Source organism: Novosphingobium sp. GW821-FHT09E05, assembly GCF_059416165.1.
The window spans coordinates 840149-855755 of the sequence record NZ_JBWKOQ010000001.1; the positions used below are offsets into that span (position 1 = coordinate 840149).

The window sequence follows — 15607 nt, forward strand, 5'->3', positions numbered from 1 at the left end:
AACTGCGAGAAAATCGGCGCGCCGGGGTGTTTTAGTTCCCCGGCGCGCTCTCTCCCAACACCGGTAAGGTTGCAAGAACCTTTCACGGGCCACATTGCCTCAGAAATTAGCCTCGGCCAAGCCGGAATCGCGTTTCGTGCTGCGCAGCATGGAAAAAAATTCGCCCTGCGTGGTTTCCGGGACACCGGCGGCGACAGCCAGCCCGCGTCACCGGGGCGATGAGTTGCGGGGGTCAGTTGCGCGAGCGTCTTCGCGATGGTCCCTTGCTCCCGACAAGGAGAGGGGCGTTGGCGGTGCATATACAGGATCGGATCGGCACGCGGGACGGCGATCCCGCCGCATACCTTGAGGGCATTGAGGCGCTCTCGCAGCGGGTCGAAACTCCCTGCGGCGACGGCACCATGACCTGGCACATCTGGGGCGAGGGTGAGCCGCTGGTGCTGGCGCACGGCGCGCAGGGGTCCTGGACGCACTGGGTCCGCAACATCGAACGCCTCTCCCGCCGCCGCCGGCTGATCGTCGCCGACCTGCCGGGGCACGGCGCCTCCGCCATGCCGGCGAGCGAGGATCACGAGGGGATCTCGGCGGCCCTGGCCTGCGGGCTCGAAGTGATCCTGGGATCGAAGCGGCTGCCTGTCGATCTGTGCGGGTTCTCGTTCGGCGGGGTGGCGCTGGCGCATCTCGCGGCGCTCCATCCCCACATCGCGCGGCGGCTGGTGATCGTCGGCTGCGGCGGGCTCGACACGCCGATGGGCCACCCGCGCCTCGGCCGGATCAGGGGGCTGGTGGGAGAGGAACGGCGCGCGGCGCTCAGGGGCAACCTGCTCGGCCTCATGCTGCATCACCCGGACAGCGCCGACGACCTCGCCGTCCACATGCTGCTTCCCACCGCCAAGGCCGCGCGCCTGCACGTCCCGCCGCTGGTGGTGCCCGACCGGCTGCTGCGGATATTGCCCGAGGTCCGGGTCCCGGTCGACGCGATCTGGGGAGAGTGCGACCTGCCGCATCCCGATCCGGCGGCGCAGGAAGCGGCGCTCCGCTCGGTCCAGGGCGAGGCGCTGTTCCGCGTCGTCGAAGGCGCCGGGCACTGGGCGATGTACGAGCGGCCAGAGGCGTTCGAAGCGGCGCTGCTGGAGATATTGGCCACACCGCTGCGCGGCGTCATCTGAATTGATCCGCCGTCCCGGCTCGACCGGGGACGGCGGGATCAGTTGGCTGTTGCGCTCACCACACCAGCGGCAGGTGCTCCGGCCCGATGACGCCGCCGGGGCGGTACTCGATCTCGGTGCCCGGCTTGACCGCAAACTTCGGGATGCGCTTGAGCCATTCCTGCAGGCCGATCTTGACCTCGAGCCGCGCGAGGTGCGCGCCCATGCAGCTGTGGACGCCGACGGTGAACGCGAGGATCGTCTTGCGCGGGCGGTCGAAGTCGACCTCCTTGGGGTTGGGGAAGACGTCGGGGTCGAAGTTGCAGGCGGGCAGAACGAACGTGACGCGGTCGCCCTTCTTCATCTGCACGCCGCGCATCTCGTAGTCCTTCTCCAGCACGCGGCCCGAGAACGTCACCGACCAGCGGCGCAGCAGTTCCTCGACGATCTTGTCGATGTCGTCGGGGCGGGCGTGGATTTCCTCCAGCTTTTCCGGGTTCTGCGCGAGGTAGAGCCAGATGTTGTTCATCGTCGCGAACACGGTGTCGAGGCCGCCGATGAACAGGAAGCAGACGAAGCCGAAGATCTCCTTGTCGGACAAGGGCACCCCGTCCGGCGCGGCATGGGCGATGCGGCTGACGACGCCGTCGTCGGGATTGGCCTTCTTCTCGGCGATCGCGCTCTTCAGGTAGACCGTGATCTTCTGCATGGCCTCGCCCATGGCCTCGCGGCTGTTCGAGTGGAGCAGCTGCACCGCCCATTCGACGAACTCGTCGCGCATCGACTGCGGCAGGCCCATGATGTCGAGGAAGACCGAGACCGGCAGCGGGCGGCCGTAGTCCTCGGTGTACTCGCAGCCTTCACCGGCCTCGACCTTGGCCTCGATCGCGTCGAGCAGGTCGTTGGCGCGCTGGCGGATCTGGCCTTCCAGCCTGAGCACGCCCTGGGGGCTGAACACCGGGTCGACGATGTTGCGGTACTTGCGGTGCTCGGGCGGGTCGATCTCGATCGGGATGAAGTAGAAGTAGTCGCTCGGATCGCGCGGGAAGGGAGTGGCGCCCTCGTTCGAGAAGACATCGGGATGGCGCAGGCCGAACAGCGCGTCCTCGTGCTTGATGAGGTGCCACATGTTGCCCATCGGGCTGACGTCGTAATAGATCGGCGGCTGCTTCTCGTGCATCGCGGCCATGAAGTCGTGCGGGCTGGCGAGGAAGTCCGGGCCGACGGTGAGGCCCGACTGGCGGATCAGCTCGGGCGGCACGTGCGCGGGGACCTGGTCCATCCCGACATGGCGCGGGAAGACGGGCGGGACGGGGTTGGCGGCGTCGATGGGCATGGTTTTTCTCTCGCTTGTCGGCGCTTAGAACTGGTGCTCGGGCATGTGGACGACGAGGCCGTCGAGCGCCTCGGTCACCACCAGCTGGCACGACAGGCGGCTGGTCGGCTTCACTTCGGCCGCCGCCGATTCGAGCAGTTCGGCCTCGGCCTCGGACGAGGGGCCGCCCGCAGCATCGGTCCACGCCGCGTCGACGTAGCAGTGGCAGGTGGCGCAGGACAGGCCGCCGCCGCACTCGCCGGTGATGCCCTCGATGCCGTTGTAGAGCGCGCCGCGCATGACGTTCTCGCCGACCTCGATGTCGACCTCGACCGCCGCGCCGGTGTGATCGACGTATGTGACTTTCGCCATGGATCCTCTTTCCCTTGTCCGTGCGTTCGCGCCTTGCCGCGAGAACAGCGTTCTCATTCTTTTACGTCAATCGCGGTGAAAAAGTCAATCAAGGCGAGGCTGGACCGCCGCGCGATCACGCCCTAGCGGGGGAGCGATGGCCATTTCCTATCCCTCGCTCTTCACGTTGCCCATGCCCGCCGATGGTGAGCAGGACCGTACCCGGCTGCTGATCCGCGCCGCCTACGACCTGCTCGACGAATCCGGGCTGGAAGGCCTGACGATCCGCGCCGTACTGGCCCGCGCCGGTCTTGCGCGGCGGGCGTTCTACGAGCGCTTCCAGGGGAAGGACGACCTCGTGCTCGCGGTGTTCGACAGCTCGCTGCGCGCCGCCGGGGTGCAGTTCCGCGAGATCACCGCGCGCTGCGCCGGGCCGGTGGAAGCGCTGGAGGCGGTGGTCACCGGGATCGTCGTCGGCCAGCTCGGGCAGGACCGCGCGGGCGCCAACCGGCGCGGCGCCGCGCTCAGCCGGGAGCACCTTCGCCTTGCGCAGTCCCGGCCGGCGGAACTGAATTCGGCGCTGGAGCCGCTGCTCGACGTGATCGCCGGGCAGGTGGCGGAAGGCGTCGGGCAGGGGCTGTTCCGCAGCGCCGATCCGCAGCTTCAGGCGCGGCTGATCTACAACCTCGTCTCCACGACCGTGCATACCGTGCTGCTGGCCGAGGAAGGCGGCGCCGCCGATCCCGCCGAGCGAGAGGGGCTGGCCGAGGACCTCTGGGACTTCTGCCGCCGCGCGATCATCGCCTGAGCGGGCCAGGGCCGAAGGAACAGGCGGGATCCCCGCCTGCGCCGGGCTGACGCAGCAGGGGGATAGGGTGCGGGCGCGCGCTCAGGAGGTGCAGGCCGGCATCGGCTGGACGCCGACGCCCCCCCGCGAGGCTAATCGTGCACCTCCGCTCAGGCCGCCTGCGAGGGCGCCCCATGGGGCGCCGCGGCGATCATCTCGGCGGGTAGGGCCTTGCCGAACAGGTAGCCCTGACCCTGCGTGCAGCCTTCGCCGCGCAGGTAGTCGCGCTCGATCTCGCGCTCGATGCCCTCGGCGGCGACCGTCAGCCCGAGGCTGCGGCCAAGGCCGATCACGGCGCGGATCACGGCGCGCGAACTGGCCTCTTCCTGCAGGTTCAGGATGAACGACTTGTCGATCTTGATCTTGGTGAAGGGGTAGTTGAGCAGGTAGCTCAGCGAGGAATAGCCGGTGCCGAAATCGTCGAGCGAGATGCCGATGCCGAAGGCGCGCAGGTTGCGGATGATGGCGGCGGGGCGCGGGCCCTTTTCCATCAGCACCGCCTCGGTGATCTCCAGCTCCAGCCGCTCGGCGGGCAGGCCCGAGGTGGAGAGCGCATTGATGACCGTGCTCAGCAGGTTGCCGTTGCGGAACTGCAGCGGCGAGACGTTGACCGCGACCCGGACGTGCGCGGGCCAGTGCATCGCCGCGCCGCAGGCGGCGTGCAGGACGAAGCGGCCGATCTGGTCGATCAGGCCCATCTCCTCGGCCAGCGGCACGAAGACGTCGGGGGGCACGTTGCCGCGCTCGGGGTGGTTCCAGCGCAGCAGCGCTTCGTAGCATTCGACCGCGCCGGTCTGGAGATCGACGAGCGGCTGGTAGTGAACGGCCAGCTCTCCGTCGCGGACGGCGGCGCGCAGGTCCTTCTCGAGCCGGTTCTTCTCCTGCGCGGCGGCGTCCATGCCGGCCTCGAAGCCCCGGCAGGTGCCGCGCCGCTCGCCCTTGGCGGCGTAGAGGGCGAGGTCGGCGTAGCGCAGCAGCGTCTCGCTGTCCTGGCTGTCGTAGGGGGACGAGGCGAAGCCGATGGTGGCGCCGATGTGGATCATGTGGCCCTGGACGAAGAACGGCTCGGACAGGGTGGTGATGATCGACTTGGACACCAGTTCGGCCTGGGTCAGGCTGGAGCGGCGGAAGATCACGGCGAATTCGTCGCCGCCGATGCGGCAGAGCAGCGCCTCGGCCGGGATCAGCTCGCGCATCCGCTGCGCCGCCTCGGTGAGCACGATGTCGCCGAAGTGGTGGCCGTAGGTGTCGTTCACGGGCTTGAAATGGTCGAGGTCGACGAGCGCGAGAGTGATGGTCTCGGCCATGGAGCCGCCGGGCGTGACCTCGTCGATCAGCTTGCGCAGCTGTTCGCGGCAGTGGGCGCGGTTGGCGAGGCCGGTCAGCTCGTCATGGCGGGCCATGTGCGCCATTCTCTGCTCGATGCGGCGGCGCTCGGTGACGTCGAAGATCGAGACGATGGTGCCGGCGTAGCTCTGCAGCTCCGACTGGCGGGTGGATATCACCGCGTCGACGCTGGTCCCGTCCCGGCGCAGCATCTCCCAGCAGTCGCGTGTGTCGGAGGTGTCCCCGGCGAGGCGGGCGCCGGCCTGCGGCCAGAGCGAATCGGGGAACAGGTCGCGCGCGAACAGGCCGTCCATGGCGCCCGGCGCATAGCCGAACAGGTCGCAGGCGGTTTCGTTGGCGGCGCGGATGCGGCCGGTCTCGATGTCGTGGACGAGCATCGCCAGAGGGTTGCGCTCGAACAGCAGGCGGAAGGTCTCCTCCTTCTGCTTGAGATCGGTGATGTCGACGCGGATGCCGATGGTGCCGCCGCCTTCGATGCGGCGCTCCTCGATCAGGATGCAGCGACCGTTGGCCAGCCGCTGCTCGTGCCGCAGGCCCGGCTGGCGCAGCCGGCCGATGCGCTCCTCGAGCCATTCTTCCTCGCGCCCCAGGGCATCGGGATAGTCGCCGCGCGCGATGCCGACGCGCAGGGCGTCCTGGAGCCGGACGCCGGGCCGGAGCAGGTCGGCCGAGCGCTCGTAGATCTGCGCGTACTTCTCGTTCCACAGGATGTAGCGGTCGTCCTCGTCGAGGAAGACGATCCCCTGCGGCATGGCCTCGATCGCCGCGCGCAGCCGCTGCTCGGCGAGAGAAGCGGCCTGCAGCGCCGTGTCGAGCGAGGGCACGCCCCCCTCGTCCGCAGTGCCGCCCGAGCCGTCAACGCCTGGCTGTTCGTGATCCCGCACCAAATACACGCCCGTTCCCACCTGGTTTCCGGCAGCGTATCGGGGAGGGGGTTAATTTTCCATGGTAAACGGAAAAGGATCGAAAGTTTACCGGCTCAGCGCTCCGCCGCCGATCCCGCGTCCGATCCTTCGAGGCTGGGCGCGCGGGCAGGGCGGCCGAAATAGTAGCCCTGGCCCTCGTCGCAGCCCTCGGCCTCGAGCACGCGCAGCTGGCCCTCGGTCTCGATCCCCTCGGCCAGCACCGGAATGTCGAGGCTGCGGCCGAGCGCCAGGACCGCGCGGATGATGGCGCGGGCCTGGGCGCTGCCCTCGGACTTCAGGAGGAACGACTTGTCGATCTTGATCTTGTCGAACGGGAACGACTGCAGCGTGTCGAGCGAGGAATAGCCGGTGCCGAAATCGTCGATGGCCACGCTCACGCCCATCGCCTTGATCCCCCGCAGGCAGTGGAGGGCGCGCAGCTTGTCGTGGATGATCGCGGTCTCGGTGATCTCGAGTTCGAGGCGGCGCGCGGGCAGCCCCGTATCGAGCAGGATCGCGCGTACCATCTCGACGAGGTCGGGCTGGAGGAACTGCACCGCCGAGAGGTTGACCGCGACCTTCTCCTCGCCCGGCCAGGTCCGTGCCTCGGTGCAGGCCTGGCGCAGCACCCATTCGCCGAGGGGGATGATCTCGCCGGTCTCCTCGGCGATCGGGATGAACTCGTCGGGAGGCACGAGGCCGCGGCGCGGATGGGTCCAGCGCAGCAAGGCCTCGTACCCCGCCAGCGCGCCGGTGCGCAGCGTGCGCTGGGGCTGGTAGAGCAGGGTCAGCTCGCCGCGCGCGGCCGCCTGGCGCAGGTCGTTGGCGAGCTGGCGGCGCTCGCGCGCGCTCTCGTCCATCCCGGCTTCGAAGAAGCACACCGACTCGCCGATGGTGGCCTTGGCGCGGTACATGGCGAGGTCGGCGTTGTTGAGCAGCGTCTCGCGCGTGGCGCCGTGCTGCGGGCAGACCGCGACGCCGAGGCTGGCGCCGACCACCAGCGGCTGGCCGCCATCGTCGAAGGGCGCGGCGACGGGCTCGACGATGCAGCGCCGGATGCGCGCGATGAAGTCGTTGAGATCGGCGCGGCGGGTGAAACGCAGGGCGGCGGCGAACTCGTCGCCGCCGAGCCGGGCGATCGACTCGCCGTCGCGGCGGGTGAGGATGAAGCGCTCGGCCAGGGTGCGCAGCAGGCGGTCGCCCGAGGCGTGGCCGAAAGTGTCGTTGACCTCCTTGAAGCGGTCGAGGTCGATCGCGACCACGGCGACCTTCTCGCCCGTCTGCACGCTTTGCGCGATCATCTCGTCCAGCCCGAGATAGAAGCGGGCGCGGTTGGGCAGGCCGGTCAGCGCGTCGTGCATCGCCATGTGCGCGATCTTCGCCTCGGAGCGGCGCTGGCGGGTGATGTCCTCGAAAGTCGCGATCCAGCCGCCGCCGGGCACCGGACGCTCGCTGATGGCGAGAACGAGGTCCTCGCTGAAGTCGAGGTTCCAGGTCGGGTTGCCGCCCGACGCCTGCGCGCGCGCCACCGACTTGCGGATCATGTCGAGCGTTTCGGCGGGGCGGTATTCGGTCGAGAAGAAGCCCGCATAGGCCAGCTGCGACAGCGTGGAGCCCGGCGGGCAGCGCTCCTCGGGAATGCCCCAGATGCTGAAGAACGCACGGTTGGCGAAGACCAGCCGCTCCTCGGCGTCGAACAGGCACAGGCCCTGGCTCATGTGTTCGAGCGCCGTGTCCATCTGGTCGGTCTTGGCAGCGAGCGCGTCCTGCGCCGCCTTGATCTCGGTGATGTCGCGGGTGATGAGCGAATAGCCGATGGGCGTGCCGTTCTCGTCGCACAGCGTCTCGATCGTGCCATGCGCCCAGAAGTGCGAGCCGTCGCGGCGCACGCAGACCCACTGGCCCTTGGCGATGCCGTTCGCGTCGGCCTCGGCGATGGCGAGGGCGGGGCGGTGGGCGGCGCGGTCCTCCTCGGTGAAGAGGCGCGCGAAGGGCAGGCCGATGGCCTCGTCCTCGTCGTAGCCGATCAGCGACAGGCCGCCCGCGTTCCACTGCGCCACCCGGGCGCTGCGATCGAGCATGCAGATCGCGTAGTCGGAGGTGCCCTTGACGAGCATCGAGAACTGCCGCTCGCCCATCAGCCGCGCGGCATGGCTGCGCTGGCGCCACTGGTGCGCGAAGGCGCTGAGCGTCATGATTGCCAGCGAGGCGACGCAGAGCCATGCCGCCAAAGCCTCCTGCGGCACCGAGATGCCCCGATCGGACGACATGCGCGAAGGAATGAAGCTGAGCGCGGCGGTGCCGGTGAAGTGCAGCACGAGGACCGCCAGCGAGGTCAGCACGGTCGCCGCGAAGACCTGCAGGTTGTTGCGGGCGCGCAGCGCGATGTAGAGCGCGGGGTGCAGCAGCATGACCGGCAGCAGCACCGAGGCGGCGACGAGGTGCCAGTCCCAGCGCAGCAGCGCCGGCACCCGCAGCGCCGCCATGCCGGTATAGTGCATGGCGGCCAGCCCGGCGCTCAGCATCAGCGCCGCCGAGGCGCGGCCCACCAGGCTGCGCGACTGTACCGCGAACCACAGCGCCACCTGCGCGCCGACCACGCTCATGGCGAGCGACGCCGCCGTCATGCCCGGCGAGTAGCCGGCGACGTAGCCGCTGTCGTAGCCCAGGATGGTGATGAAGTGCGCGGCCCAGCCGCCGAAGCCGAGCATCAGCCCGGCCAGCAGGCACCATCCCCGCTGCTGGCGCCGGCGCGACGGCCCCCGCGCGGTCACCGCATGCTGCAGCAGGGACATGGCCTTGCCCGTCGCCAGTCCGCAGGCGAGCACCGCCAGGAGCACCATCTCCGGCCGATGCTGGTCCCTCACGCAGACGATGACTTCGAGGAGGTGTGTCGCGCCAATTCCGCTCATGCCCACGGCCCTATCGCGGCAATATTTAACGGCGCTTTGCAAAGACCCTGTCCACCGGGCCGGAAGTGGGTCCACAACGGCGGTAATCATGCGAAATGGCCCGCCGCACGGAGTGCGACGGGCCAAGCTTTCCTCCCCAGGAAAACTCCGAATTACCGCAAAACCTTAGCGCCGCGTCGCGCTGCCGAGGCGGTGGTAGAGGTTGGAATACTTGGACGAGATCGGATCATCTTCGTGCGCCTTGAGGTAGTAGAGAACGGCCTCCTGCAGCAGCTTGAAGTCCTCGTTCGAGAGCACCGCGCGGGCGCGGGCCGGTTCGGCGGTCATGGTGGTGGTCATGCTCATTCCTTTCCTTGCTTGCGGGTTGCTTCCCCTGGAACCCCGGGGGGATTCCCGAGGCTTCCATCCAAACTGGTGTCGTTTCGAACCCTTGCGCGCCCCTTTCTCGCCATCCCCGCGAAGGCGGGGCCCCATCTGACGTCCTTGCAACACGAGCATTCATCAGGTGGGTTCCCGCCTTCGCGGGAATGACGAAGAAGGGTTTACGCCGCGAACTGGTTCATCGTGTTGTGCGCGCCGCCGGCCTTGAGCGCGGCCTCGCCGGCGAAGTATTCCTTGTGGTCGTCGCCGAGGTCGGAGCCGGCCATGTTCTGGTGGCGGACGCAGGCGATGCCCTGGCGGATCTCCTCGCGCTGCACGCCCTTCACGTAGCCGAGCATCCCGGCCTCGCCGAAGTATTCCTTGGCCAGGTTGTCGGTCGACAGCGCCGCGGTGTGGTAGGTCGGCAGGGTGATGAGATGGTGGAAGATCCCCGCCTCGCGCGCCGAGTCCTTCTGGAAGGTGCGGATGCGCTCGTCGGCCTCGTCCGCCAGCGCGGTGCCGTCGTAGTCCACGCTCATCAGGCGCGCTCGGTCGTAGGCCGAGACATCCTCGCCCGCCGCAGCCCAGGCATCGTAGACCTGCTGGCGGAAATTCAGCGTCCAGTTGAAGCTGGGCGAGTTGTTGTAGACCAGCTTGGCGTTCGGGATCACCTCGCGGATGCGGCGGACCATGCCGCCGATCTGGCCGATGTGCGGCTTCTCGGTCTCGATCCACAGCAGGTCCGCGCCGTTCTCGAGCGCATGGATGCAGTCGAGCACGCAGCGGTCCTCGCCGGTCCCGGCGCGGAACTGGTAGAGGTTGCTCGGCAGGCGGCGCGGCTTCATCAGCTTGCCGTCGCGGCTGATGAGCACATCGCCGTGGCCGATCTCGCCGACCTCCTCGCAGTCGAGGAAACCGTTGTACAGGTCGCCGATGTCGCCCGCCTCCCGGGTGAAGGCGATCTGCTTCGTCAGCCCCGCGCCGAGCGAGTCGGTGCGCGCCACGATCACGCCGTCGTCGACGCCCAGTTCCATGAAGGCGTAGCGGACCGCGCGGATCTTCGCGATGAAGTCCTCGTGCGGGACGGTGACCTTGCCGTCCTGGTGACCGCACTGCTTCTCGTCCGAGACCTGGTTCTCGATCTGGATGCAGCAGGCGCCGGCCTCGATGAACTTGCGGGCGAGCAGGTAGGTCGCCTCGGCATTGCCGAAGCCTGCGTCGATGTCGGCGACGATCGGCACGACATGCGTCTCATAGGTGTCGACCGCGTGCTCGAGGCGCCTGGCCTCCATCTCGTCGCCGGCCTCACGGGCCTTGTCGAGTTCGCGGAACATCATGCCCAGCTCGCGCGCATCGGCCTGGCGCAGGAAGGTGTACAGCTCCTCGATCAGAGCGGGGACCGAGGTCTTCTCGTGCATAGACTGGTCGGGCAAGGGGCCGAAGTCGCTGCGCAGCGCGGCGACCATCCAGCCCGAGAGGTACAGGTAGCGGCCCTTGGTCGTGCCGAAGTGCTTCTTGATCGAGATCATCTTCTGCTGGCCGATGAACCCGTGCCAGCAGCCCAGCGACTGGGTGTAGTTGGCGGGGTCGCGATCATAGGCGGCCATGTCCTCGCGCATGATCTTCGCGGTGTGGCGGGCGATGTCGAGGCCGGTCTGGAAGCGGTTCTGCAGGCGCATGCGCGCGACCGACTCGGCCTCGATCCCGTTCCAGTGGGACTGTGTGCCGATCGCCTTGCCGGCCTCGATGATCTTGCTCTGGTAGGTCACGAGTGGGTTTCCCTTGCGGAAGAATGTCTGTTCGATGACCCCTGAGGTAGTCGGCCGATCGGCGGCGCGGAACTGGCTGCGCGGTGCTGTTGTCAAACTTTACAGATTTTCCTTGTAAAGTTGTACTGTCCTGACAAGGTTAGTCGGAATGGCAGAAAACCGTCCTCTATACCTCGGACCGCGCCTGCGCCGGTTGCGCCGTGAACTTGGCCTCACCCAGCAGGCGATGGCCGACGACCTCGAGATTTCGCCTAGCTACGTCGCGCTGATCGAGCGTAACCAGCGCCCCGTCACGGCCGACATGCTGCTGCGCCTCGCCCGCACCTACCGCCTCGACATCGCCGAGATCGCCGGCGACGACACCGCCGACTACGCTCGCCGCCTCACCGACGTGCTGCGCGACCCGATCTTCGCCGACATCGACCTGCCCGCGCTCGAAGTGGCGGACCTCGCCACCAGCTTCCCCGGCGTCTCCGAAGCGCTGCTGCGCCTGTACCAGGCCTATGCGCGCGAGGCGCAGGCGCTCGCCGAACAGCGCGCCGCCGGGCCGATGGCGGACGAAAACGAACCCGTGCGCGAGGCCCAGCGCTTCCTCGCAGGCGCGCGCAACTACTTCCACGCGCTCGACAGCCGCGCCGAGGACCTCGCCGCCGAGATCGACAGGGCGGGCGGGGCGACCGAATGGCTGGCAGAGCAGGGCGTGCGGGTGCGCTTCCTGCCGCCGGACGTTCTCGTCGATTCGCTGCGGCGCTTCGACCGGCACAACCAGCAACTGCTGATCGCCGACACGCTCGACGCCGCCAGCCGCGCCTTCCAGATCGCCACCCACATCGCCCACACCGCGCTGCGCAGCGAGATCAAGCAGGCGATCCGCGCCGACAGCTTCTCCAGCCGCACCACCGCCACGCTGCTGCTGCGCGCGCTGGCCGGTTACGCCGCCGCCGCGATCGTCATGCCCTATGGCCGCTTCGCCCGCGCGGCGGACCAGCGCGGCTACGACATCGACGCGCTCTGCGCCCTGTTCGGCGCCAGCTTCGAGCAGGTCGCCCACCGCCTCACCACGCTCCAGCGCCCCGGCGAGGAGCGCGTGGGCTTCTTCTTCATCCGCGTGGACGAGGCGGGCAACGTCTCCAAGCGCCTCGACGGCGCGGGCTTCCCCTTCGCCGCGCACGGGGGCGGGTGCCCGCTGTGGAGCGTCCACCAGGTCTTCCGCCGCCCCGGCGAGATCTCCACCCAGTGGCTCGAACTGCCCGGCGGCGAGCGGTTCTTCTCGATTGCGCGCACCGTCACCGGCGGGGCTACGGGGTACGGGGCCCCGCGCGTGGTGCGCGCCGTGGCGCTCGCCTGCGCGGCGGAGCAGGCGGCGCGGCTGGTCTATGCGCGAGGCGCCGATTCCGCCGCCTTGCCCACGCCGATCGGCGTGACCTGCCGCCTGTGCCAGCGGGCCGAATGCACCGCGCGCTCGGTCCCCCCGATCGGCCGCGACGTGCTGGCGGATGACTACCGCCGCGCCGCCCAGCCCTATACCTTTGCGGAAAGCTGAGCGGTTTGCGAGACACTCTGCCCAGATAGCGCGTCGCCCCCGCGAAGGCGGGGGCCCCGCTTTCCTTGCGTATTGGGCGAAGAGAAGGAACAAGCGTCATCCCCGCCTTCACGGGGATGACGAGGAGGTGGGTAGGGCGGTCACCGCTCTAGCGGTATCCTCGCAAACCGCGTTGTGCTCGCATCGACAATCCTCAATATCGACGATAAGTTTGAAATAGCGAATTAACTGCCCGCTTCCCAGGTGGGGAGGATGGACAAGCGGCGCGCCGCTTTCCATCGTCGGACGAACGCGAAAGCAGCCGCCGGGCCCTCGGGCACCAGGCGGGCGAGAGAGGGAACGAGAGAGTGAGCAGAGACACCGCCCCATCGGTCCTGGAGACGCCCGAAGCCGACGCGCCCGGCAAGGCCAACACCTTCGCCCAGCTCATCCGCGCCGCCGCTGCCGCTTACGGCGATGCCGTCGCCGTGGTGCTGGAGGACGGCGAGGATGTCGTCTCCCAGATCACCTACCGCGAACTCGACCAGCGTTCTGCCCTGATCGCGCGCGGCCTCGCAGCGCGCGGGATCGGCAAGGGCGCGCGGGTTGGCTTCGTCCATGGCAACGGCCCGGACTTCGCGGTGGCGCTGGCGGCGATCAGCCGGATCGGGGCGATCGCGGTGCCGATCAGCACGATGATCCGCGCGAACGAACTCGTCCGCGTGCTGCGCCAGAGCGACGTGCAAGGCGTGATCCTCCAGCGCACCATGCTGGGCAAGGACTTCGCCGAGCGCATGCTCGACGCGCTGCCCGAACTGGAGGGCCAGCACAGCGGCGCGCTGCGGCTGGCCAAGGCCCCGTACTTGCGCTGGATCGTCTCGGACGGGGAGGGCCTGCCTTCCTGCGTCGCCGGCCCCGAATTCCTCACCGATGCCGCCGCCACCGTCGATGAGGCGCTGCTGGCCGAGATCGAATCCGAAGTGCACCCCACCGATCAGATGGTCGAGATATACACCTCCGGCTCGATGGCGCTGCCCAAAGGCGTGCGCCATGCCCACGGCCCGGTGCTGTTCCGCAGCCATACGATGCGCGAGATGATCGGCCACGAATACGCCAAGCGCGTGCCCTGCATGCTGCCGATGTTCTGGGTCGGCGGACTGATGATGTACCTCGTCCCCGGGCTCGAGGCGGGCTCGGTGGTGGTCTGTACCGAGCGCACGCTGTCGAACAGCCGCTTCGCCATGGGCTCGGTGCTCGCCGAGGAGGACCTCGCGCTGATCCGGGGCCCGAAGCCCTGGTGGGGGCTGGGGATGAGCGAGACTCTGGGGCCCTACTCCTGGGGCGACGACTTCCGCGCGCCCGGCTACCCGGTCTGCGCGCCGATGGACCACTTCGGCCCCGGCTACGAAATCCGCATTGCCGACCCCGAGCACCGCCCCGTCGCTCCCGGCGAGGTCGGCGAGATGCAGGTGCGTGGCTACCCCGTCGCCAGCGGCCTCCACAAGATCGAGCGGTCCGAGCATTATACGCCCGACGGCTACTACCGCACCGGCGACATGTGCACGGTGGAGGAGCGCGCCGAGGGGCAACGCGTCCACTTCGTCGGGCGCGGGGGGGACATGATCAAGGTCGCCAGCTCCAACGTCTCGCCCGCCGAGGTGGAGATGGAACTGCAGTCGCTGGACGGCGTCCACAACGCCTACGTGGTCGGCATCCCCGACAAGGAACGCGGCGCGCTGCTGGTCGCCGCCGTGGTGCCGCGCGAGGGCGCGGCGCTCGACTTCGCCGCGATCGAGGCGGAACTGCGCCGCCGCCTGTCGGGCTACAAGGTCCCGCGCGCCTACGTCCAGCTCTCCCGCGAGGAAGTGCCGTTGTTGCATTCGAACAAGGTGGCGCGGCGCGAGGTAGCGAAGATGATGGAGGAGCGGTTGGGGCGGGGGTGAGGTGGGCAGACGTTGTTCACTCCCCCGAAACCCTCACCTCGTCATCCCCGCGTAGGCGGGGATCCCGCTTGTTCCCTCAAACCTCGGGGCCAACCGCAAGAAAGCGGGCCCCCCGCCTTCGCGGGGGCGACATTTGTTGGGTGCAAAACGCCGGCATGCCGCTCACCGAATTCGCCCTATTGAACAGTTGTGTCTATTGACGAACCGGCGGCCTTGCCCCTAGGCCACGCAATTCGAAATAGCGAAAGAGCCCATGTCGCGTTCCTCTCCCGGCGTCGCCCGCGTGGCCGCCATTCTCAACTTCATCGCCGATCACCCGGGGCAGGCCTTCGCGCTCACCGACCTCGTCCGCGCGCTGAAGCTGAGCCGGGCGACCTGCCATGCGCTGCTGACCGGACTGGTCGACGTTGGCTACCTCTACCGCACCACCGACAAGACTTACGTGCTCGGCCCCGCGCTGGCCGCGATCGGGCGCACGGCGGCGGACCACTTCTCGCCGTTGCAGGTCGCGCAGCCCGAGATGCGCAGCCTTGCCGACGAGTTCGACGTGGTCTGCGGCGCCTACTTCCTCGAAGGCGACGTGATCCACCTGCGCGAGCGCGCGGCCTCGCTCAGCCACATCGGCTACCCGGTGCCGCTGGGCACGCGCATGCCGCTGCGCTGGATCCAGGCGACCGTCTACTACGCCCGCGCCCCGCGCGAGGCCGAGGCGTGGATCGCCCGCGCCGACCCGGCGCCGGTCGACGATCAATTGGCGCAGTTCCGCGCCGGCATGGAGTTCGTGCGCGCGCAGGGCTTCATCGCCCTGGTCCGCCGACCGGGCGCCGACGAGGCGGGCATCCGCTCGGGGACCGAGGACCCGCCGGTGATCCCGCAGGTCGATATCCAGGCCGACCGCGTCTATCCGCTGATGGCGGTGATGGCGCCCATCTACGACGCCCGCAACCGGGTGATGATGGCGCTGGTCATGGCCGGCTTCGACGGTGCGATGAACGGCACGGCGGTGAACCACGCCGGCCAGCGCCTGGCCGCCGCCTGCGAGCGCATCTCGGGCTTCCTCTCCGGTCGCGGCGAGACCGACTGAGCCGGCGCTTCGGTGCCCGCCTCAAACTGGTGTGGCGCTTTTCTCCCATCAAATCCCACTCGGGCGAGGTGTGCTTCGCTTGACCGCGTCTTGTTGTCGTCCTA

General features: G+C 68.8%; 11 protein-coding genes. 5 read left to right on the forward strand and 6 right to left on the reverse strand.

Going from position 1 to position 15607, the window contains the following annotated elements; translation table 11 throughout:
- The first annotated feature begins 293 nt into the window (after window positions 1–293).
- Window positions 294–1169: an alpha/beta fold hydrolase gene (locus AC07M9_RS03910; protein WP_494883884.1), complete on the forward strand. Its 876-nt coding sequence runs from the start codon at window positions 294–296 to the stop codon at window positions 1167–1169.
- Between the two features lie 55 nt (window positions 1170–1224).
- Here AC07M9_RS03910 and AC07M9_RS03915 read toward each other — a convergent pair whose 3' ends face one another.
- On the reverse strand, window positions 1225–2484 hold the full coding sequence (locus tag AC07M9_RS03915; protein ID WP_494881465.1) for a cytochrome P450: 1260 nt from the start codon (window positions 2482–2484) through the stop codon (window positions 1225–1227).
- A gap of 24 nt (window positions 2485–2508) precedes the next feature.
- Window positions 2509–2835 carry a 2Fe-2S iron-sulfur cluster-binding protein gene (locus AC07M9_RS03920; protein ID WP_494881467.1) on the reverse strand — a complete coding sequence of 109 codons (327 nt, stop codon included), beginning with the start codon at window positions 2833–2835 and terminating at the stop codon, window positions 2509–2511.
- A 136-nt stretch (window positions 2836–2971) separates the two neighbouring features.
- Here AC07M9_RS03920 and AC07M9_RS03925 point away from each other — a divergent pair, with 136 nt between their 5' ends.
- Window positions 2972–3622 carry a TetR/AcrR family transcriptional regulator gene (locus AC07M9_RS03925; protein ID WP_494881469.1) on the forward strand — a complete coding sequence of 217 codons (651 nt, stop codon included), beginning with the start codon at window positions 2972–2974 and terminating at the stop codon, window positions 3620–3622.
- Between the two features lie 149 nt (window positions 3623–3771).
- On the opposite strand, the gene AC07M9_RS03930 is transcribed toward AC07M9_RS03925, so the two are convergent.
- The 4 genes from AC07M9_RS03930 to AC07M9_RS03945 all read right to left on the reverse strand — a co-directional run bounded on the left by AC07M9_RS03930 (window position 3772) and on the right by AC07M9_RS03945 (window position 10954).
- On the reverse strand, window positions 3772–5901 hold the full coding sequence (locus AC07M9_RS03930; RefSeq protein ID WP_494881471.1) for a putative bifunctional diguanylate cyclase/phosphodiesterase: 2130 nt from the start codon (window positions 5899–5901) through the stop codon (window positions 3772–3774).
- A gap of 86 nt (window positions 5902–5987) precedes the next feature.
- On the reverse strand, window positions 5988–8825 hold the full coding sequence (locus tag AC07M9_RS03935) for a bifunctional diguanylate cyclase/phosphodiesterase (protein WP_494881473.1): 2838 nt from the start codon (window positions 8823–8825) through the stop codon (window positions 5988–5990).
- Between the two features lie 165 nt (window positions 8826–8990).
- Complete coding sequence (locus AC07M9_RS03940) at window positions 8991–9170, reverse strand: hypothetical protein (protein ID WP_494881475.1); 180 nt, start codon at window positions 9168–9170, stop codon at window positions 8991–8993.
- A 197-nt stretch (window positions 9171–9367) separates the two neighbouring features.
- Window positions 9368–10954 carry an isocitrate lyase gene (locus tag AC07M9_RS03945; protein WP_494881477.1) on the reverse strand — a complete coding sequence of 529 codons (1587 nt, stop codon included), beginning with the start codon at window positions 10952–10954 and terminating at the stop codon, window positions 9368–9370.
- 148 nt (window positions 10955–11102) lie between these two features.
- Here AC07M9_RS03945 and AC07M9_RS03950 point away from each other — a divergent pair, with 148 nt between their 5' ends.
- The 3 genes from AC07M9_RS03950 (at window position 11103) to AC07M9_RS03960 (ending at window position 15503) form a co-directional block, all read left to right on the forward strand.
- Window positions 11103–12497, forward strand: coding sequence for a helix-turn-helix domain-containing protein (locus AC07M9_RS03950; RefSeq protein WP_494881479.1), 1395 nt, complete (start codon window positions 11103–11105; stop codon window positions 12495–12497).
- 347 nt (window positions 12498–12844) lie between these two features.
- Window positions 12845–14419: a class I adenylate-forming enzyme family protein gene (locus tag AC07M9_RS03955; RefSeq protein ID WP_494881481.1), complete on the forward strand. Its 1575-nt coding sequence runs from the start codon at window positions 12845–12847 to the stop codon at window positions 14417–14419.
- Between the two features lie 253 nt (window positions 14420–14672).
- Window positions 14673–15503, forward strand: a complete 831-nt coding sequence (locus tag AC07M9_RS03960; protein WP_494881482.1) for an IclR family transcriptional regulator — start codon at window positions 14673–14675, stop codon at window positions 15501–15503.
- The last annotated feature ends 104 nt before the right edge of the window (window positions 15504–15607 follow it).

Bases quoted from the DNA above. Each gene is read 5' to 3' on its own strand.
- AC07M9_RS03915 (WP_494881465.1), bottom strand. From the start codon at position 2,484: ATGCCCATCGACGCCGCCAACCCCGTCCCGCCCGTCTTCCCGCGCCAT.
- AC07M9_RS03920 (WP_494881467.1), bottom strand. From the start codon at position 2,835: ATGGCGAAAGTCACATACGTCGATCACACCGGCGCGGCGGTCGAGGTC.
- AC07M9_RS03925 (WP_494881469.1), top strand. From the start codon at position 2,972: ATGGCCATTTCCTATCCCTCGCTCTTCACGTTGCCCATGCCCGCCGAT.
- AC07M9_RS03935 (WP_494881473.1), bottom strand. From the start codon at position 8,825: ATGAGCGGAATTGGCGCGACACACCTCCTCGAAGTCATCGTCTGCGTG.
- AC07M9_RS03940 (WP_494881475.1), bottom strand. From the start codon at position 9,170: ATGAGCATGACCACCACCATGACCGCCGAACCGGCCCGCGCCCGCGCG.
- AC07M9_RS03950 (WP_494881479.1), top strand. From the start codon at position 11,103: ATGGCAGAAAACCGTCCTCTATACCTCGGACCGCGCCTGCGCCGGTTG.
- AC07M9_RS03960 (WP_494881482.1), top strand. From the start codon at position 14,673: ATGTCGCGTTCCTCTCCCGGCGTCGCCCGCGTGGCCGCCATTCTCAAC.